The following is a 20,016-nucleotide window of genomic DNA, read 5'->3' on the forward strand; positions in this document are numbered from 1 at the left end:
ATCGCCTGGGCGATAGGAAGGTGCCCTTCCTTACACCTCAGGCGGCGGGAGCCGCGGCGGCGGCCGTCAGGGTGACGGTGGCCTCCGCCCGCGCCCCGTTGACCGCGACGGCGAGCTTGACCTGCGCGCCGGGGCGCAGGGCGGTGAGCTTGCCGGTGGCCGGGTCGAAGCGGGCCACGTGCCAGGGCTTCAGCCCGAGGATCGAGCCGACGTGCACGTTCGGCGAGGCGGACCAGTCCGCGCTCACCGGCGCCGCCACCGGCACCGTACGCCCGCCGGGCTGGGTCACCGCGGCGGTGACCGTCGCCGGGGCACCGACCGCCACGCTGGCCGGGGCGGTCAGCGTGAGCGCGTCGACGTGCGCGTGCATCTCGGCAGCGACCCAGCGCGGGCCCTCGACGAGGGGGTTGCGCCGGGCCCGGTCAGCCTCGGCCGGGCTCACCGGGTCCACCCCGAACTCGGTCCACCCGGTGAAGCCGCCCTGGTCGGCCGGGGTGGAGGGGTTCTTCCCCGAGTTGCCGTTGATCAGGTACGGCACCCCGTCGACCCGGTCGGCGTGGAAGGTGCCGACGTGCCCGCCGACGAACGCGGCGCCCTTGCCGGTGCGGTGCTGGAAGTCGGCCAGCCACTGCTCCAGCAGCGCCGCCTCCTTCCGGTCGCCGAGCTGGCTGGCCTTGGCCGGGCTGGGGTCGCGCGGCGGGTGGTGGTGCAGCACGACCACCGAGCCGACGGCCGGGTCACCGGCCGCCGAGTCGAGCGCCTCGCGCAGCATCCGCACCTGGTCGAAGCCGCCGCCGCGCAGCGAGCCCGTCGACGAGTTCAGCGTGACGAACCGGGTGCCCTTGTGGTCGAAGGTCCGCTCGGTGTCGCCGAAGGCGGCCCGGAAGTTGGCGATCGGGGCGCCCATGATCTCGTGGTTACCGGGCACGTAGTAGTACGGCACCTCGCCGCCGAGTTCCTCGTCCAGCAGCCGCTTGGCCAGCGCGAAGTCCGCCGGGTAGGCGGTGTCCACGAAGTCGCCGTTGATCACCAGGAAGTCCGGCTTCGCGGCCTTGACCTCGCGGAGCGTACGGCGGGCCTGGGCGACCAGGTCGCTGTCCGGGTTCGCCGCGACGAACTGCGCGTCGGACAGGACGGCGAAGCGCCAGGGCGCCCCGTCCACCGTGCCGTCGCGCAGCACCACCCGGTCGGTGCGCGGCTTCTCGGCCGGCACGTCGACCGTCGGCGGCACCTTCGCCACCAGGTCGTCGATGATGACCTCGCTGCGGTACTGCGCGGCGGCGTTGGTCTCCGCCACGTAGAACCGGCGGACCCGCACCGGGTACTGCACCCCGGCGGGCACGGCGAACTCGACGTACTTCCAGCCCGTCCAGGTGATCAGCGGGCCGCGCAGCACGTGCTGGGTGTCCTGCGCGTCGTGCAGGTGCAGGCTGGGCCACTCCCCCGTGCCGTTGCCGTGGATCCACATGCCGAACGCCTGCGGCTGGCCGGGCACCGCGATCCAGGCGGGCGGGTCCGCGTACGCGGCCCGGGTGCCGGTGGACTGGCTGAAGTCGTACGTCATCTTCAGGCCCGTGCCGGTGCGGCCCGGCGCGGGCGCGACCGCGCCGCTGGCCCGCGCCTGGCTGAACTTCCAGGCCGCCGCGTCGTCGAAACCGGCCACCGGCACGTCGGTCAGCCCGACGGTGACCGGCAGGACGGTGCTGCTCCGGCCGACGTGGACGGTGACCAGCGCCGAGCCGGTGTCCCGCAGGGCGGTGACGGCGAGGTTGCCGTCGGCGGTCGGGGCGATCTTCAGCAGGTCCTTGTCGTAGTCGAGCTTCAGGTCGGCCGGCTCGATGGGGGCGGTGTTGCCCTCGGCGTCGTAGCCGACGACGCCGAACAGCGCGCTGCCCTGCGCGCCGGTCAGGCCGACCCGCTCCACCGTGGAGTCGATCCGGGCCAGCGGCCCGAGCACGGTCAGGTCGAGGGTGCCACGGGCCGCGCCCCGCGAGGCGGTGACCGTGGTGCTTCCGGGCAGGAGGGCCCGGAAGCGGCCCTTGCCGTCGACGACGCCGTGCGCCGCCGGGTTGGCCCGCCACGTCGGCGCGCCGGCCGCCGGGCCGTACGTCTCGTCGTGGCCGGCGGCGGTGAGCTGGCGGGTCAGGCCGGGGAAGACGCGGTCGGGCCGGCCGCCGCGCACCGGCGCGACGCCGGGGGCGGTGGTCGGGTCGCTGGCGGTCTCCAGCCAGTACCCGGTGAGCCGGCCGCTGCCCTTGGGCGCGTAGATGGCCAGACCGTTGGGCACGGCCCGCTCGCTGCCGTCGGACGGGCTGTTCTCCACCTGCACGGCCGCCGCGCCCGGCTCCCGGGCGAGCAGCGTCGAGGAGCCGCCGCCGTCGAGGTTGAGCGCGTGGTGGGCGCCGAGTTCGGCCATCATGCGGCCCATCTCGGTCTGGGTGACGCCCCGGCTGTCGACCTGCCGGCCGTCCACCGTCAGCATGATCATGCGCCGGCCGTCGGCGGAGAAGCCGACGGACGTGCGCGGGGCCAGCGACGCGTCGGCGATGCTCTGCACCACCCCGTCGCGGACCAGCACGTTGCCGCCGCCGACGGCCGCGTGCAGGTTGCTGCCGTCGGCCGGCTTGGGCCGGTAGGCGACCGTCACCGCGTCGCCGGGACGCAGCCCGGCGAGGGCGTCCGCGCCGGCGTCGCGGCCGAGCAGCACGGTGGTGCCGGCCGGCACCGCCCCGCTTCCGGCCGTGCCGGCGACGGTGGCGACGCGGCCGTCGACCACCGTGACCTCCGTGACGCGGGCCGCGCCCTCGACCGCACGTTGCCGGGTGTACGACCCCCAGAGCGCGGTGAACACGCCGATCCCGTTCGCCTGGATCATGTTGTTGAACTGGGTCAGCGTCACCGGACCGGTGGGCAGGGTCGCGGTGCCGTCGAAGTTCACCTCGATGACCCGGCCGAGCCCCTCGGTGGTGATCGCGACGGCGTTGCGGTGCCCGCTGACCGCGGACTGGACCAGCTGGCCGTCGCGGACGCCGACGCCCTGGGCGGCACCTGAGTTGTTGATGTCGAAGAAGTCGCCGTTGACGGCGGCGACCGCACGGGCCGCGTCGACGGCGCCGCGCAGCGGCTCGGCCCGGCTGACCGCGCCGGAGTTGACGTAGTCCACGGTGAGGCCGCCGGTCAGGTCGGCGGTGAGCGCGTCCGCGCGCAGCCAGCCGTCGGCGTCGTACCGGTCGAAGGAGGTCAGCTTGAGGCCCGGGGCGACCGGGCGGGTGGTCTTAGCCGTTTCCAGTCCGCCGGCCGGCTCGACGCCGGTCGGGGCCGCGGTGGCCGACATGCTCGAGGCCGGGTCGCCGGCGAGCGTCACGGAGCCCGCGGAGTACGAGGAGGCGCGCGGTGCGTCCTCGGCGGCGGTGAGGGACGGGTCGGTGGCAGGAGCCGGCGCACCGGCGTTCGCCGGCACAGTGCCGGCCAGGGTGAGCAGCGGCGTCAGCAGCAGGACGCCTGCGAGCCGGGCGGATCGTCTGCGGGTACGCATGGGCGACAGTCAACCGGACGGTGAATAGAAGTTTCAATAGCTGCCGGCCAAAGCGAAGGAAAACTCCACCCTTCCGGCGGTCGTCCCCGCCATTGCCGGTACCGCCCTCCGGAGCGCGGACCCCCGCACCGCGCCTCCCCGCACCGCGCCTCCCCCGCAGCGCGCGCTCAGGGCCACACCGCAGCGTGTGCTCGGGGCCGCACGGCCACCCACACCGCGCGGGCGCCCGGGGGTCGCCCTGCGGCGTGCGCTCAGCGGCCGCTCTGCGCCGTGCGCCCGGGCACGCACGACCATCCACATTCGGTCACGGAGAGTGGATGACCCTGCGCCGCTCCACCCCTCGATCCGGCCCCTTTGCTCTGCATCCATATCCGCACCGGACACGTTTTGTAAGCGGTGCCTATGTGGATGCAGAGCAAAGGGGAACTGGAGGATGGTGCGGCCGGATCACGCCTCACGATGAATTTCCTGGTCACAGGCTCTCAGCAGCGACGGCCAGGGCGGCAAGCCCTTCACGCGCCCCAAATTGGTCACGTAGAGTCACAACGAAGGCTCTCCGAGGCGGAGGTTACCGATCGTCACGGACGCGAGCCGGCAAGGTGGACCGCCCGGCTGCCCGTCTGCAATACGCAGCACCGGACGCCCGGCACCCCCGCATGCGGCACGCGGCTACGGCATGCGGCTGCGGCATGCGGCACCCGAGGCCCGGCATGCGGCACCGAAGCTCACTCACGACACCGACGGGCGGGGACGCGAGAAGGGCACGGCCTCGTGGCCGTGCCCTTCTCGCTGTCTCACCCGGGGAGGGTCACTCCCCCGGCGTCGACTTGGCGATCTGCATCAGGAACTCGATGTTGGTGCGGGTCTGCTTGAGCTTGTCGAGCAGCAGGTCCAGCGCCGCCTGCGAGTCCAGCGAGTGCAGGACCTTCCGGAGCTTGTGGATGATGGCCAGCTCCTCCGGCGCGAGCAGGATCTCCTCCTTGCGCGTGCCGGACGGGTGGATGTCGATGGCCGGGAAGATGCGCTTGTCGGCGATCTTCCGGTCCAGCTTCAGCTCCGCGTTGCCGGTGCCCTTGAACTCCTCGAAGATGACCGTGTCCGCCATGGACCCGGTCTCCACCAGCGCGGTGGCGAGGATGGTCAGCGAGCCGCCGTTCTCGATGTTGCGGGCCGCGCCCAGGAAGCGCTTCGGCGGGTAGAGCGCGGTGGAGTCGATACCACCCGACATGATCCGGCCGCTGGCCGGCGCCGCCAGGTTGTACGAGCGACCCAGGCGGGTCACCGAGTCGAGCAGCACGACCACGTCGTGGCCCAGCTCGACCAGGCGCTTCGCCCGCTCGATCGCCAGCTCGGCCACCGTGGTGTGGTCCTGCGGCGGACGGTCGAACGTCGCCGCGATGACCTCGCCCTTCACCGACCGCTGCATGTCGGTGACCTCTTCGGGCCGCTCGTCCACCAGCACCACCATCAGGTGGCACTCCGGGTTGTTGTGCGTGATCGCGTTCGCGATGGCCTGGAGCACCATCGTCTTACCCGCCTTCGGCGGCGACACGATCAGCGCGCGCTGGCCCTTGCCGAGCGGCATGACCAGGTCGATGACCCGGGTGGTGAGGATGTGCGGCTCGGTCTCCAGCCGCAGGCGCTCCTGCGGGTAGAGCGGAGTGAGCTTGTAGAACTCCGGCCGGCGCTTCGCCTCGTCCGGCTCCATCCCGTTGATGGTGTCCAGCCGCACCAGCGGGTTGTACTTGTCCCGCCGCTGCTCGCCGTCGCGCGAGGCGCGCACCGCACCGGTGATGGCGTCGCCGCGCCGCAGGCCGTACTTCTTGATCTGCGACATGGAGACGTAGACGTCGTTCGGGCCGGCCAGGTAGCCGGTGGTCCGTACGAACGCGTAGTTGTCGAGCACGTCGATGATGCCGGCCACCGGGACGAGCACGTCGTCCTCGCCGACCTGCGGCTCGCGCCCGCCGTCGCGTCCGCCATCGCGGCCACCGTCGCCGCCCTCGGCGCGCTCACCACGGCCACGGCGGCGGTCCCGGAACCGGCTGCGCCGGCCACGCCGGCCACCGCTCTCGTCGTCGTCGCCGTCGTTGTCACGCTCGACGCGCTGGCCCCGGTCGCCGCGCTCGTTGCGGTCACGGTCGCCCCGATCGGCACGCTCGCCCCGCTCGTTGCGGTCCCCGCGCTCCGCACGCTCGCCGCGGTCACCCCGCTCGTTGCGCTCGCCCCGCTCGGCACGGTCACCGCGCTCGGCACGGTCACTCCGCTCCGCGCGGTCGCCGCGGTCACCCCGCTCCGCACGGTCGGCACGGTCGGCACGGTCACCGCGCTCGTTGCGGTCACCGCGCTCCGCACGCTCGCCCCGCTCGGCACGGTCGCCCCGCTCGGCACGGTCGCCCCGCTCGGCACGGTCGCCCCGCTCGGCACGCTCGCCGCGCTCGGCACGGTCACCGCGCTCACGGCCACGGTCGGCACGCTCTCCGGCCTCGGCCTCGTCCGCGCGCGTCTCCGCCGGACGGACGGCCTCCGCCGGACGGACGGCCTCCGCCTCACGAACCTCCGCCGGACGGGCCTCCGCGGCCCGTGCCTCGGCGGTGGCGGCCCGGCTGCGCCGGGTCCGGCCACGGGGCTCGGTCTCGGCCGCCGCCGGCTCCGCCGGAGCCTGCTCCGCGGTACGCCGCCCGGCCGCTGGCCGCTCGGTGCTCTCGCGGACCTCGGCGTGGGCCTCTTCACGGGCGGGAGCGGCAGCGGCCTCGGCCCGCGGTCGAGGGGTCCCGGCGGTGGCGCCGCCCTGCCGCTCGGAGATCGCGCTGATCAGCTCGCCCTTACGCATGCGGGCCGTGCCCGAGATGCCGAGCGACGCGGCCAGGCTCTGCAGCTCCGGCAGCAGCATCGCCGACAGGCCGGTGCCGCTGCGCCGACGACGGGCGGGGGCGGCGGCGGTGGTGGCATCGCCAGCGACGTTGGAAACATCCGACGTCACGTCGGTGGTGTCGCTCAATGGATTCCTTCCCTCGATAGGCCGGGACTGCCCGGAGTCGAAAAACAAGGTGGCCGGGCGGCCTCGGTGCACCCGCCTCGCATGGACGCGTCGCGGGAGTCTGTGACACAGCAGCCGGTCGGTTTCCCGACTCACCAAAGGTCGGTGAGCAGGTCTCGCCGTCTGCGGCGACCTGTGAAGACTGCGGTGCGGCGTGGGCCTAGGCAGGGGTGACGGGCTGACCGCCGAAAGCTTCGGGGGTGCGCCGACCCGCAGGGAGATCGCATGCTTCGCGGCTGTGCTAAGTCTAGAGCGTAATCAACTCTTCCGACCTGCGGCAACAGGGTCCCGCTCTGCGTGTCCCAGTCTACCCCGGGCAACCTGTGCTCCGCGCCCGTCTGGATCCAACCGCCAGACCTCCCAGCCTGTTCCCGGGTCGAAGCCCTCGGGCGGGCCGGTCAGGGCCAGGACGGTGGGGCCCGCACCACTGATCACGGCGGCCACACCGGCCTCACGCAGCGCTTTCACCAGGGCGGCGCTGCCCGGCATGCCGTCGGCGCGGTAGTCCTGGTGCAGCCGGTCGACCGTGGCCGGCAGCAGCAGAACCGGGTCGGCGGTCAGCGCGTGCACCAGCAGCGCGGCGCGGCCCGCGTTGAGCGCCGCGTCGCCGTGGGGCACGGTGGCCGGCAGCGCGGCCCGCGCGGTGGCCGTCAGGCCGCGCTCCGCCGGCACGAAGACCGTCGGCCGTACGCCGTCGGCGACCGGCAGCGACACCGCCCGGGCGCCGGAGGGCTCCGTCCAGGCCAGGGTGAAGCCGCCGAGCAGGCACGGCGCCACGTTGTCCGGATGGCCCTCGATCTCGGCGGCGAGGCGCAGCGCGGCGGCGTCGTCGAGCCGGGTCTCGCCGTCGGTGACCAGCGCACGGGCCAGCAGCACGCCGGCGACGATCGCCGCGGACGAGGAACCCAGCCCACGGGCCTGCGGGATGCGGTTGACGCACTCCACCGCCAGCCCGGGCGGCTGCCCGCCGAGCCCGTCGAAGGCCGCCCGCATGGCGCGGACGACCAGGTGCCGGTCGTCGGCCGGCAACTCCCCGGCGCCCTGCCCGGCCACACTCACCGTGACGCCCCCCGCCGTCACCTCGGCGGCCACGTCGTCGTGCAGCGCCAGGGCGAGCCCCAGGGCGTCGAACCCCGGCCCCAGGTTGGCGCTGGTGGCGGGGACCCGGACCCGGACCGGGCCGGAGATGAAGTTCGTCGGCACGGGCTCATGGTAGGGCTGCGGACCGACGGGGCGGATCGCCGCCCGCCGGATGGGACCGGGCCGGACGGCCTCGTCACCGGACGGTGGTGGCTCCGCCGGTCCGTTAGCCTGGCCCGACCGACGGCGGCTGGAGGCGGGAATGCGCGAATTCGAGTACCTGGCGAGGGCGGTCGTCTTCGAGGCGCCCACCGTGCTGGTGCTGCTGGTCGGGCTCGTACTGGCCGCGACGGCCGGGGGGCGGCTGCCCCGCAAGCCCCGGCTGCTGGCGATGTCCGGGCTCGGCGTGCTGCTGGTCAGCGCACTGCTCAACGTGGCCTGGATCCTGCTGCTGCCCCGCGCGTTCAGTTTCGACTGGGGCTACTCGAACTTCCAGCTCATGAACCTGGCCTACGGCGGGGTGCAGGCCCTGGCGTACCCGATCGGGACGGGTCTGCTGATCGCGGCGGTGCTGGTCGGGCGGCGGGCGGGCGGCGCGGAGGCCGGCCCGTTCGGCGGACGACCGCTCGCCGGCGGCGGGCCGGTGCCGACCACCGCGCCGGTGCCCGCCGCCCAGCCGGTGCCGCCGACCGACCCGGGGTGGACCGGGGAGGGCGGGGCCGACGCGCCGGCGCAGTGGGGCGGTCGGTCCCGGCCGGACGCGCCGGCGGGCGCCGGGACGGACCAACCCTGACCGCCGGGCGGGTCGGCGGGCAGCGAGTGCGAGCGCGCGCCCCCGGGGCCGGCCGCCGCCGGGTCAGCGGGTGGCGCTCGGGGCCGGTTGCGCGGCCGGGTCCGTGAGCGAGAGCCGGCGGGTGGCGATCCGCCAGCCGACCGCGTAGACCACCGTGACCAGGCCGCAGCTGGCCAGCACCACCCGCTCGTCCACGGTGTCCACCACGGCGGCCACGGCGAGCTGGCTGACCGAGACGGCGAGGGTCGCCAGCATCATGTCGGTGGCGAAGACGCGGCCCCGCAGCCGGTCCGGCACCTCCCCTTGCAGGGCGAAGTTCGACATCACCCAGTTGCTGCCGCCCGCGAAGTGGGCGACGAAGACCAGGGCCAGCACCAGCGGGAACCAGTTGGCGACCGAGGTGCCGAGGTAGGCCAGGCCGTAGAGGGACATCGACAGCGCCAGCCCGGGCAGCAGCCAGGCGCGGTTGGTCAGCACCCGGCGCATCAGGATCGGCCCGACGAGCGCCCCCGCCCCGCGGACCGCGAAGAGCAGCCCGGTGCCGACGGGGCCCACGCCGTACACGGCCGCGAGCAGCGGGAACACCGTCAGCACGCCGTTGCCGAGGCCCACCGCCGACTTCACGGTGACCAGCGCCAGCACCCTCGGCCGGTGCCCGATGTAGCCCAGCGCCTCCCGGATCGCCGGCCAGGTCCGCTGCACGGGCAGCTCCGCGTCGCGGGGCGCCTGCAACGGCCGGCGGATCAGCGTGGCCAGGCCCGCGGCGACCACCAGGCCCACCGCCGCCACCCAGAAGCAGGCGTACGGGCCGACGGCGGCGCTGAGCACGCCGCCCAGCGAGGCGCCGACGACGGTCATGGTGCCCCAGGTCGACCCCGCGACGGCGTTGCCGGCGGCCAGCTCGTCGGGGTCGAGCACGTTGGGCAGGGCCGCCTGGGCCGCCGGGGAGTAGAACGCCTTGGCGACCGCCACCACGCCGATCCCGGCCATCGCCAGCCAGGCGGTTTCCGCGCTGCGGACGCCGAGCAGCAGCAGCACGCCGAGCAGGGCCGCGACGTTCGAAATGATCATGATCTTGCGCCGGTCGAACCGGTCCGCGATCGTGCCCGTGTACGGCAGCAGCAGCGCCACGATCCCGGTGTCGACGGCGAGCACCAGCGCGCCCCACACGCCGCTGCCGGTCAGGTCCGGCAGCAGCACCAGCAGCGGCACCATGACGAACCAGTCGGCGCCGAAGACCACCAGCTCGGCGAGGAACAGATTACGGAAGTTGCGGTTGTGGGTGAGGACCGAGACGGTGGACGGCACGTTCGGGACCCTACCGGGCGGTGACCGGCGGGCCGGGCGTACGGCGGGTACCTGACCGAACGCGCACACCCCCGGCGGGTGGGACCCGTCGGGGGTGTGCGCGCACTGTCCTTACTCGGCCGGCGGCAGCGGGGACGTGCGGCTCTTCGGCAGCCGCAGCACCTCGAACTGGTCGGTGCCGTCCACCAGCGCGCCCGACGGCTTCGGCCGGGACGCCGGGGCGTCGGTGGCCTCCGCGCCGGCGGTGGACGGGGCGCCCGCGGCGGGCACCGGGACCGGCCCGGCGGCGGGTGCCCCAGCGTCGTCGCCGGCCGGGTCGCCGTCGCCCGTGCCGGTGGCCGGGGCCACCCCGCCGGAGCGGCGGGCCCGGCGGGCGCGGAACGACTCCTTGGTGTTCTCCGCCATGGCGTAGAGCGTCGGCACCAGGATCAGGGTGAGCAGCGTCGAGCTGAGCAGCCCGCCGATCACCACGATCGCCAGCGGCTTGGAGATGAAGCCGCCCTCCCCGGTGAGGCCGAGCGCCATCGGCAGCAGCGCGAAGATGGTGGCGATCGCCGTCATCAGGATCGGCCGCAGCCGGCGCCGGCCGCCCTCGACCACCGCCTCCTGGACCCCCATGCCCTGGGCCCGGTACTGGTTGACGAGATCCAGCAGCACGATCGCGTTTGTCACCACGATGCCGACCAGCATGAGCACGCCGATCAGCGCCGGCACGCCCATCGGGGTGCCGGTGGCCAGCAGCAGGCCGATCGCGCCGGTCGCCGCGAACGGGATGGAGATCAGCAGGATCAGCGCCTGGACCAGGCTCCGGAACGTCGCCACCATGATCAGGAAGACGATCGCGATGGCGGCGAGCACGGCCAGGCCCAGGTCGGCGAAGGCCTCCTCCTGGTCGGCGCTGACGCCGCCGATGGCGAAGGTCGCCCCCGGCACGTCGATGCCGTCCAGCTTCTTCTGCAACTCCTGCGTGATGGCGCCGAGGTTCGAGCCGGTGGCCGTACCGGTGACGGAGACGCTGCGCTCGCCGTCGATCCGGCTCACCTGCTGCGGGCCCTCGGTCTGGGTGACGTCGGCGATGTCGTCGAGCTTCACCGGCCCGACCGGCATCGCGCGCAGTTCCTCCACCGTGGTCGGCGGCTTGCCCGCGAACCGCAGCACCACGTCCCGCTGCCCGTCGTCGAGCGTGACCTGCCCCAGGGGCGAACCCCGGAAGGCCTGGGCCACCACCTGGCCGACGGCGGCCTCGGTGAGCCCGACCCGGCCGGCGGCGACCCGGTCGACGGTGACGTCGACGCGCGGCACCCGCGTGGCGAGGCTGGTGGAGACGTCCTCGACGCCCGTCAGCCCGGCCATCGCCGACCGGACCTCCTCGGCGGCCCGGGTCAGCGCCTCCGGGTCGGTGCCCTGGACGACCACCTCGATCTGGTTGGCCGCCGCCCCGCCCTGGCCCGCGCCGAAGCTGACCTCACCGATGGCCGGGCCCAGCGCGTCGAACTCCCGGCGCAGCTTCTCCCGCATCTCCTGGGCGTCGGTCCCGTCACCGAGGGCCAGCGACCAGTTGGCGACGTTGTTGCCGCCGCCGCCGAACGGGTTGTCCCCGCCGCCAGCCGTGACCTGGTACGTCTCGACGTCCTCGGTGCGCTCCAGCACCGCCTCGATCTGCCTGGCCGCCGCGTCGGTGCCGACCAGGCCGGTGCCCGCCGGCAGTTCCTGGGTGATGCTCAGGGTGTCCTGGCCGGAGTCGTCGATGAAGTTGGTCTCCAGCTGGCGGGACAGGCCGAAGGTGCCGAACAGCACGAGCACGCCGAGCCCCAGCGTGATCCACCGGGTGGCCCGCTTGCGGGTGGCGAACCCGATCACCGGCAGGTACGCCCGCTGCAACGGGTTGCGCAGCTCCTTCTCCTCGGCCGCCCGGCGCACCGCGGCGTCGTCCGCCGTGCCGCTCGGCGGCTTCAGGAACCAGTACGCGAGCACCGGGATGACGGTCAGCGAGACCAGCAGCGAGGCGAGCAGGGCCACCGTGACGGTGATCGCGAACGGCGCGAAGAGCTGCCCGACGAAGCCGCCCACCAGGGCGATCGGCGCGAAGACGGCGACCGTGGTGAGGGTGGACGCGGTCACCGCGCCGGCCACCTCGCGGACGGCGGCGAGGATCGCCTGCCGCTTCGGCTCGCCGTACTCCAGATGTCTCTTGATGTTCTCCAGCACGACGATCGAGTCGTCGACCACCCGGCCGACCGCGATGGTGAGCGCGCCGAGGGTGAGCAGGTTGAGCGAGTAGTCGCCGATCCAGAGGGCGATCAGGGCGACCACCACCGAGAGCGGGATGGAGACCGCGGTCACCACGGTGGAGCGGACCGACAGCAGGAAGACCAGGATGACGATGACGGCCATGACCAGGCCCAGCAGACCCTCGGTGGTCAGGCTCTCGATCGACTTCTCGACGAAGGGCGCCTGGTCGAAGACGACGGTCAGCTCGGCGCCGGAGGCCTCCCGCAGGTCGGCGAGGCGGTCCCGGATCTCGTGGGAGATCTCGACCGCGTTGCCGTCCGGGGAGGCGGTGACCGCGATGCCCAGGCTGTCCCTGCCGTTGGTGCGGGTGATCGCGGTGGCCGGGGCGAGCTGCTGCTCGACGGTGGCCACGTCGCCGAGGCGGACCGGGGCCGCCCGGCCCGCCGCCGGCGCGACCACGATGCCCCGGAGATCGTCCAGCGTGGCGAGCCGGGTGCCGACCTGCACCGGGAGCGCGCGGGTGCCGTCGGTCACCGCGCCGGCCGGCACCGTCACGCCGTTGGTCTTCAACGCCGCGCCGAGGGCCGTCGGCTGGAGCTTCTTCGCCGCCAGCTTGGCCGGATCCGGGGTGACCACCACGACGTCGTCGCGGGCGCCGGTCAGGTCGACCGTCCGCACCCCCTCGATCGCCTCCAGCTCGGGCACCACCGTGGCGCGCAGCTTCTCCGCGAGGACGCGCTGGTCGTCACCGCCGGAGGCGGCGAGCACCACCGCGGGCAGGTCGTCGGTGCTGCCGGCGATGACCTGCGGGTCGACTCCCTCGGGCAGCTGCGCGTCGATCCGGTTGAGCGCGGTCTGCATCTTGTTGACCACGTCGTCCAGGTCGGTGCCGAACTCGTACTGGACCTGGACGGTCGTGGAGCCCTCGCGGGAGGTCGAGGTGACCTGGTCCAGCCCGGGGATGCCCTGGAGGGCGTTCTCGATCGGCTCGGTGACCTGCGACTCGACGACCTCGGGCCCGGCGCCGGGATAGACCGCCACGATGAAGGCCGCCGGGAACTCCAGCGACGGCAGGAGCTGCTGCTTCAGTGACGGTACGGCGAACGCCCCGAACAGCGTGGTCACCACCGCGATGAGGGCGATCAGCCCTCGGTTGGCGAGGCTGAATCTGGCGAGCAGCGACATCGGCGTGACTCACTCCTGGAAAAGGCGATTGGCGGGGGTACGGATTCTCCCCCACCCGGCCCGACCGGCCCCGGTCGGCCCTGCCCCAGTCCGATGCACAGGACTCGTATGCGCCGCCCCGGTTTTCCTCCGTCGACCTCGACCGAGGCCGATCCGCCGGCGGCCCAGGCGCGGCCGATCCGCCGGCGGCTCAGGCGAGGTCGAGGCAGCGGGCGGCGGCCAGCGGGTCGTTGGCGATGGTGGTGGGCACGGGCGCGGTGGAGATGGCCCACTCCGGGTCCTTCAGGCCGTGGCCGGTGACCGTGCAGACCACCGTCGAGCCGGCCGGGACCCGACCGGCGGCGGCCTGCTGGAGCAGGCCCGCCACGCTGGCCGCGCTGCCCAGCTCGACGAAGACCCCGACCTCGCGGGCCAGCAGCCGGTACGCGGCCAGGATCTCCCGGTCGGTGACGGCGGCGATCAGCCCGCCCGAGGAGTCCCGGGCGTCGAGCGCCCTGGTCCAGCTCGCCGGGTTGCCGATCCGGATGGCGGTGGCGATCGTGGACGGCTCGCGGACCACCTCCCCGGTGACGATCGGGGCGGCGCCGGCAGCCTGGAAGCCGTACATCTTCGGGGCCCGGGTGGCGTTGCCGTCCCGCAGGTCCTCCGAGTAGCCCATCCAGTAGGCCGAGATGTTGCCGGCGTTGCCGACCGGCAGACAGTGGATGTCGGGCGCGTCGCCCAACGCCTCGACGATCTCGAACGCGGCCGTCTTCTGGCCGTGCAGCCGGTCGATGTTGACCGAGTTGACCAGGGCGACCGGGTAGTCCTGCGCGAGCTTGGCGGCCAGCGACAGGCAGTCGTCGAAGTTGCCGGTGACCTGGAGCAGCTTCGCCCCGTGCACGAGCGCCTGGGCCAGCTTGCCCAGCGCGATCTTGCCCTGCGGCACGAGTACCGCGCAGGTCAGGCCGGCGCGGGCCGCGTACGCCGCCGCGGAGGCGCTGGTGTTGCCGGTGGAGGCGCAGATGATCGCCTTGTTGCCGGCCTCGACCGCCTTGGAGACCGCGAGGGTCATGCCCCGGTCCTTGAACGAGCCGGTCGGGTTGGCGCCCTCCACCTTCAGGTGCACGTCGCAGCCGAGCCGGGCGGAGAGCACCGGCGCGGGCAGCAGCGGGGTGTTCCCCTCGTGCAGGGTCACGACCGGGGTGGCGTCGGTGACCGGCAGCCGGTCCCGGTACGCGTCGATCAGACCCCGCCACATGTCGTTCTCCCTCGCCTCTACCGTCCCGCCGAGTCGGGTACGCCTCCAGCCTGGACCAGTCTCGCCGTGTGCCGGCCGGCGCACCCGCAGTTAACCATCAGGCGAGACGCGGAAGCGCTCGCCCCGCCGGGCCGGGACGGCGGACGGACCCGGCCCGCCCGGCCCGCACCGCCGGCGGTCGCGGCCCGTCCCGCTCCCGTCACCGGGCCCCGCGGGCCGACCCGCTCAGAGCCCGCCCTCGACCCGCAGCACGCTCGCCACCGAGCGGACGATGTCCAGCCCGCGCAGCTCCCGCACGGTGGCGGCGAGCGCCGCGTCCGGCGCCACGTGGGTGACGATCACCAGGTCGGCGTCCTCGCCCCGGCCCGCCGCGCCGCCGCCCGCCGGGCCCTGCCGCACGGTGGCGATCGACACGTCGTGCCGGGCGAACACGCCGGCCACCGCCTCCAGCACACCCGGCCGGTCGGCCACGTCGAGGCTGATGTGGTAGCGGGTCAGCGCCTCCCCCATGGGCCGCACCGGCAGGTCGGCGTACGCGCTCTCGCTGGCCGACCGCACCCCGGCGAGCCGGTTGCGGGAGACCGCCACCACGTCGCCCAGCACCGCGCTGGCCGTCGGCGCGCCGCCCGCGCCCCGGCCGTAGAACATCAGCGGCCCGGCCGCCTCGGCCTCGACGAAGACCGCGTTGAACGCGTCGCCGACGCTGGCCAGCGGGTGGCCCAGCGGGATCATCGCCGGGTGCACCCGCACGCTGACCGTCTCCCGGCCGGCCGCGTCGGCGCCCCGGGCGGCGATGCAGAGCAGCTTGATGGTGCACCCCATCGCCTTGGCGCTGGCCACGTCGGCCGCCGTGACCTCGGTGATGCCCTCCCGGTGCACGTCGGCCGCGCCGACCCGGGTGTGGAAGGCCAGCGAGGCGAGGATGGCCGCCTTGGCCGCCGCGTCGAAGCCCTCCACGTCGGCGGTCGGGTCGGCCTCGGCGTAGCCCAGCTCGGTGGCCTCCTCCAGCGCCTCCGCGAAGCCGGCGCCGGTGGCGTCCATGGCGGAGAGGATGAAGTTGGTGGTGCCGTTGACGATGCCGGTGACCCGGTTGATCCGGTCGCCGTGCAGCGACTCGCGCAGCGGGCGCAGCAGCGGGATCGCCCCCGCCACGGACGCCTCGTAGTAGAGGTCGCCGCCGCCCTCGGCCGCCGCGTCGTGCAGGGCGGCGCCGTCCTCGGCGAGCAGCGCCTTGTTGGCCGTGACCACGCTCTTGCCGGCCCGCAGCGCCTCCACCAGCCAGCCCCGTGCCGGCTCGATGCCGCCGACCACCTCGATCACCACGTCGACGTCGTCGCGTTTGATCAGGCCGAGCGCGTCGGTGGTGAACAGGGCCGGGTCGACGGGCAGGTCACCCCGGTCGCGGCCGAGACGGCGTACGGCGATGCCGGCGATCTCCAGCGGGGCGCCGATCCGGGCGGCGAGGTCGGTCGCCTGCTCGTGCAGCAGCCGGACCACCTCGCTACCGACCGTGCCGCAGCCGAGCAGTGCCAGGCGCACAGGTGATGTCATCCCACGTCCAATGCCAGCAGGTCCTCTTCGGTCTCCCGCCGGACGATCAGGCGCGCCTGGCCGTCGCGCACCGCGACCACCGGGGGGCGGGGCACGTGGTTGTAGTTGCTGGCCATGCTCCGGCAGTAGGCGCCGGTGCCCGGCACCGCGACAAGATCTCCGGGCTGCACGTCGGCGGGCAGGAATTCATCCTTCACCACGATGTCCCCGGACTCACAATGCTTTCCCACCACGCGGGCGAGCATCGGCTCTGCCGCCGACGCCCGGGACGCCAGCGTCGCGGAGTAGGACGCGTCGTAGAGCGCGGTGCGGATGTTGTCGCTCATCCCGCCGTCGACGCTCACGTAGGCACGACGCCCGTCCGCTGCGTCACTACCAGTGCCTACCGGCACGGACTTGACCGTGCCGACCTCGTAGAGGGTGAACACGGCCGGCCCGACGATCGCCCGGCCCGGCTCGATCGACAGGTGCGGGACCGCCAGCCGCTCGGCGGCGCACTCGGCCTCGACGATCCGGCGCAGCCGCTTCGCGAGGTCCTGCGGGGCGGCCGGGTCGTCCTGCGTCGTGTACGCGATGCCGAAGCCACCGCCGAGGTCCAGCTCGGGCAGCTCCACCCCGCGCGCGTCGCGGATCTGCGCCTGGAGGCCGAGCACCCGGCGGGCGGAGACCTCGAAGCCGCTGGCGTCGAAGATCTGCGAGCCGATGTGCGAGTGCAGGCCGCGCAGCTCCAGCACGCCCTCGTCGAGCACCCGGAAGGCCGCCTCGGCCGCCGCCCCGCCCGCGAGGGAGAAGCCGAACTTCTGGTCCTCGTGCGCGGTGGCGATGAACTCGTGGGTGTGCGCCTCGACGCCGACCGTGACCCGGATCAGCACCCGGGGGCGGACGCCCCGCTCGCGGGCGAGCGCGGTGAGGCGGCCGATCTCGTCGAACGAGTCGAGGATGATCCGGCCCACCCCGGCGTCGAGCGCCCGGGTCAGCTCGGTCACCGACTTGTTGTTGCCGTGGAAGCCGATCCGCTCGGGCGGCATCCCGGCCGACAGCGCGGTGGCCAGCTCGCCCCCGGTGCACACGTCGAGGTGCAGGCCCTCCTCGGCGATCATCCGGACCACGGCCCGGCAGAGGAACGCCTTGCCGGCGTAGTAGACGTCGACGCCGTCGAAGGCGGTGCGGAAGTCCCGGGCGCGGGACCGCAGGTCGTCCTCGTCGAGGACGTAGACCGGGGTGCCGAACTCGTCCGCGACGTCGCGGACGTTGAGGCCGGCCACGGTGAGCACGCCGTCGCCGTCGCGGGTGACGTTGCGCGGCCACAGCGCCGGCACCAGGGCGTTGACGTCGACCGGGGTACGCAGCCAGGACGGCCCCCGGCTGCCGATGTCACCGTGCAGCGCACCGGCCTCGTGAGCACGCATTACCGCTCCTACATCCTTTCCGGGGCCGAGACGCCCAGCAGGCGCAGGCCGTTGGCGATCACGGTGCGGGTGGCGTCGTTCAGCCAGAGCCGGGCCCGGTGCAGGTCGGTGGTCTCCTCGTCGCCGCGCGGCAGGATCCGGCACTCGTCGTAGAACCGGTGGTATGCCCCGGCCAGCTCCTCCAGGTAGCGGGCCACCCGGTGCGGGCCGCGCAGCTCGGCCGCCGCAGCGACCACGGCGGGGAACTCGGCGAGCGCCTTGAGCAGCTCGTTCTCCTTCTCGTGGCCGAGCAGATCGGGGCGGAACGCCTCGGCGTCGCCCCGGGTCAGCCCCACCTCGGCGGCGTTGCGGCCCACGCTGGCAGTCCGGGCCGCCACGTACTGCACGTAGTAGACCGGGTTGTCGCGGGTGGCCCGGGTCCACAGCTCCACGTCGATGTCGATCGGGGAGTCGCTGGAGTAGCGGGCGAGCGCGTAGCGGGAGGCGTCCACGCCGATCGCGTCGACCAGGTCCTCCAGGGTCACCACCGTGCCGGCCCGCTTGCTCATCCGGACCGGGGCCCCGTCGCGGACCAGGTTGACCAGCTGGCCGATCAGGATCTCCAGGCTGCGCTCCGGGTCGTCACCGAAGCAGGCGGCCATCGCCTTCATCCGGCCGACGTAGCCGTGGTGGTCGGCGCCCAGCATGATCACGACGCGGTCGAAGCCGCGCTCCCGCTTGTCGAGGTAGTAGGCGCAGTCGGCGGCGAAGTAGGTCCACTCGCCGTTGGACTTGCGCAGCACCCGGTCCTTGTCGTCGCCGAAGTCGGTGGTGCGCAGCCAGGTCGCGCCGTCCGACTCGTAGAGGTGGCCCTGGTCGCGCAGCCGCTGGAGGGCCAGGTCCAGCTCCCCCCGGTCGTGCAGGTCCTTCTCGTTGAAGTAGGTGTCGAACTCCACCCCGAAGCCGCGCAGCGAGGACTTGATCTCGGCGAACATGAGCTGCACGCCCTCGACCCGGAAGACCTCCTGGGCGGCGGCGTCGTCCAGCTCCAGCACGTCGGGGCGGACGCCCCGGACGGCGTCGGCGATCTCGGTGATGTACGCCCCGGCGTACCCGTCCTCGGGGGCCGGCTCGCCCTTGGCGGCGGCGAGCAGCGACCGGGCGAACCGGTCGATCTGGGAGCCCGCGTCGTTGAAGTAGTATTCCGTCCCGACCTCGGCGCCGGTGACGCGCAGGAGCCGGCTCAGCGCGTCGCCGACGGCCGCCCAGCGGACGCCGCCGATGTGCACCGGGCCGGTCGGGTTCGCCGAGACGAACTCCAGGTTCATCCGCTGCCCGGCGAGCCGGTCGCTGCGCCCGTACGCCTCACCCGCCTCGACGATCGTGCGGGCGAGCTGGCCGGCGGCGGCCGCGTCGAGCCGGATGTTGAGGAAGCCCGGGCCGGCGATCTCCACCGACTTGACCCCCGGGGCCCGGCCGAGCTGCTCGGCGAGGGCCGTGGCCAGCTCGCGCGGCGGGACGCCCACCTTCTTGCTGAGCTGGAGGGCCAGCGTGGAGGCGTAGTCGCCGTGCTCGGGGCTGCGGGGTCGCTCGACCGTCGTCCGCTCCGGCAGGGCGGAGCGGTCCAGGCCACGCTCGGTGAAGACGGCGTGGGCTGCGGATAGGACGACCTCGGCGAGTTCTGCGGGAGTCACTGATCCATGTTATCGGGGGTAGACTCGGCACCCGCGGCGGCGACCCAGTGTGTGAGACCGGCCCGCCGGATCCCCTGACCGACCGACCTGACGAGGCACGATGAGCATCAGCACACCGGGTGGCGGCCCCGAGCGGCGCCCGAACGTGGTCAGCACCGGCAAGAAGCCGGCAGCGGGCCGGCCGGCAGCAGGCGCCAAGACCGGGTCCGGCGGCGCCAAGCCCGGTTCCACCGGCGCGAAGACCGGTTCCACCGGCGCCAAGCCCGGGGCCGGCAAGCCGACGGGCACCCGCCCCGGCGCCGGGGGCAAGGGCCGCAAGCCCATCGCCCCGGTGAAGGTGAGCCAGGGCCGCTCGTGGGGCCCGATCGCGCTCTTCGTCGCCGTGGGTGTGCTGGCCGTGGCGATCATCGGCTACGGCGCCTGGGCGACGTTCCAGGGCGCCAAGCCCTGGGAGGACCGGGCGGACGCGATCGACGGCATCGTCAACTACCGCGAGAAGGACAAGGACCTCGTGTCCGGCGGCAACCACAAGACGGGACCCCTCACCTACACGGTGCTCCCGCCGGTGGCCGGCCCGCACAACGCGGCCTGGCAGAACTGCATGGGCGACGTCTACCCCGCCCAGATCGCCAACGAGCACGCGGTGCACAGCCTGGAGCACGGCACGGTCTGGATCACCTACCGCCCGGACCTGCCCGCCGACCAGGTGACGAAGCTCGCCGACAAGGTGCGGGGCAAGGAGAAGCTGATGCTCAGCCCGTTCGAGGGGCTGGACAAGCCGATCTCGCTCCAGGCGTGGGGCTACCAGCTCAAGGTCGACAACGCCGACGACGGCCGCATCGACGAGTTCATCAAGACGCTGCGGGTCAACGCCTCGATCGAGGGGCCGACCGCGCTGTGCAGCCAGGGCATCACCGCCACCGGCACCACGCCGCGCGACGACGCCCAGCAGATGCCGCAGGGCTGAGGA

At 73.7% G+C, this 20,016-nt stretch carries 11 protein-coding genes; 2 read left to right on the forward strand and 9 right to left on the reverse strand.

The genetic code is table 11. The features are described from left to right. Positions 1-37: 37 nt before the first annotated feature. The 3 genes from RM555_RS13555 to thrB form a co-directional block, all read right to left on the reverse strand. On the reverse strand, positions 38-3,535 hold the full coding sequence (locus tag RM555_RS13555) for a phosphodiester glycosidase family protein (RefSeq protein ID WP_311412060.1): 3,498 nt from the start codon (positions 3,533-3,535) through the stop codon (positions 38-40). Between the two features lie 808 nt (positions 3,536-4,343). Beyond that, entirely contained in the window at positions 4,344-6,536 is a 2,193-nt protein-coding gene (gene rho, locus RM555_RS13560) for a transcription termination factor Rho (RefSeq protein WP_311412061.1), read from the reverse strand. A gap of 297 nt (positions 6,537-6,833) precedes the next feature. Beyond that, positions 6,834-7,778, reverse strand: a complete 945-nt coding sequence (gene thrB / locus RM555_RS13565; RefSeq protein ID WP_311412062.1) for a homoserine kinase — start codon at positions 7,776-7,778, stop codon at positions 6,834-6,836. Positions 7,779-7,917: 139 nt separating this feature from the next. Here thrB and RM555_RS13570 point away from each other — a divergent pair, with 139 nt between their 5' ends. Further along, positions 7,918-8,448, forward strand: coding sequence for a hypothetical protein (locus RM555_RS13570; protein ID WP_311412063.1), 531 nt, complete (start codon positions 7,918-7,920; stop codon positions 8,446-8,448). A gap of 63 nt (positions 8,449-8,511) precedes the next feature. Here the strand turns inward: RM555_RS13570 and RM555_RS13575 are convergent, their stop codons facing one another. The 6 genes from RM555_RS13575 to argS form a co-directional block, all read right to left on the reverse strand. Continuing rightward, entirely contained in the window at positions 8,512-9,756 is a 1,245-nt protein-coding gene (locus RM555_RS13575) for an MFS transporter (protein ID WP_311412064.1), read from the reverse strand. Between the two features lie 111 nt (positions 9,757-9,867). After that, positions 9,868-13,173 (reverse strand): efflux RND transporter permease subunit, encoded by a 3,306-nt coding sequence (locus RM555_RS13580; RefSeq protein ID WP_311412065.1) that lies wholly within the window; start codon positions 13,171-13,173, stop codon positions 9,868-9,870. Positions 13,174-13,363: 190 nt separating this feature from the next. Beyond that, a complete protein-coding gene (gene thrC / locus RM555_RS13585) occupies positions 13,364-14,413 on the reverse strand; it encodes a threonine synthase (RefSeq protein ID WP_311412066.1) in 1,050 nt (349 codons plus the stop codon). Positions 14,414-14,638: 225 nt separating this feature from the next. Beyond that, positions 14,639-15,952 carry a homoserine dehydrogenase gene (locus RM555_RS13590; RefSeq protein ID WP_311412096.1) on the reverse strand — a complete coding sequence of 438 codons (1,314 nt, stop codon included), beginning with the start codon at positions 15,950-15,952 and terminating at the stop codon, positions 14,639-14,641. 8 nt (positions 15,953-15,960) lie between these two features. Then, entirely contained in the window at positions 15,961-17,373 is a 1,413-nt protein-coding gene (lysA, locus tag RM555_RS13595) for a diaminopimelate decarboxylase (RefSeq protein ID WP_311412067.1), read from the reverse strand. An 8-nt stretch (positions 17,374-17,381) separates the two neighbouring features. After that, entirely contained in the window at positions 17,382-19,046 is a 1,665-nt protein-coding gene (gene argS, locus RM555_RS13600) for an arginine--tRNA ligase (RefSeq protein ID WP_311412068.1), read from the reverse strand. A 100-nt stretch (positions 19,047-19,146) separates the two neighbouring features. Here argS and RM555_RS13605 point away from each other — a divergent pair, with 100 nt between their 5' ends. Continuing rightward, a complete protein-coding gene (locus RM555_RS13605) occupies positions 19,147-20,013 on the forward strand; it encodes a DUF3105 domain-containing protein (RefSeq protein WP_311412069.1) in 867 nt (288 codons plus the stop codon). Positions 20,014-20,016 lie beyond the last annotated feature (3 nt).

Origin of the sequence: Micromonospora reichwaldensis (assembly GCF_031845925.1) — a bacterium.
GTDB classification, from domain to species: domain Bacteria; phylum Actinomycetota; class Actinomycetes; order Mycobacteriales; family Micromonosporaceae; genus Micromonospora; species Micromonospora reichwaldensis.

Coding starts and splice junctions, on each gene's coding strand:
- RM555_RS13555 (WP_311412060.1), bottom strand. CDS start 3,535: ATGCGTACCCGCAGACGATCCGCCCGGCTCGCAGGCGTCCTGCTGCTG.
- RM555_RS13570 (WP_311412063.1), top strand. CDS start 7,918: ATGCGCGAATTCGAGTACCTGGCGAGGGCGGTCGTCTTCGAGGCGCCC.
- RM555_RS13580 (WP_311412065.1), bottom strand. CDS start 13,173: ATGTCGCTGCTCGCCAGATTCAGCCTCGCCAACCGAGGGCTGATCGCC.
- thrC (WP_311412066.1), bottom strand. CDS start 14,413: ATGTGGCGGGGTCTGATCGACGCGTACCGGGACCGGCTGCCGGTCACC.
- lysA (WP_311412067.1), bottom strand. CDS start 17,373: ATGCGTGCTCACGAGGCCGGTGCGCTGCACGGTGACATCGGCAGCCGG.
- RM555_RS13605 (WP_311412069.1), top strand. CDS start 19,147: ATGAGCATCAGCACACCGGGTGGCGGCCCCGAGCGGCGCCCGAACGTG.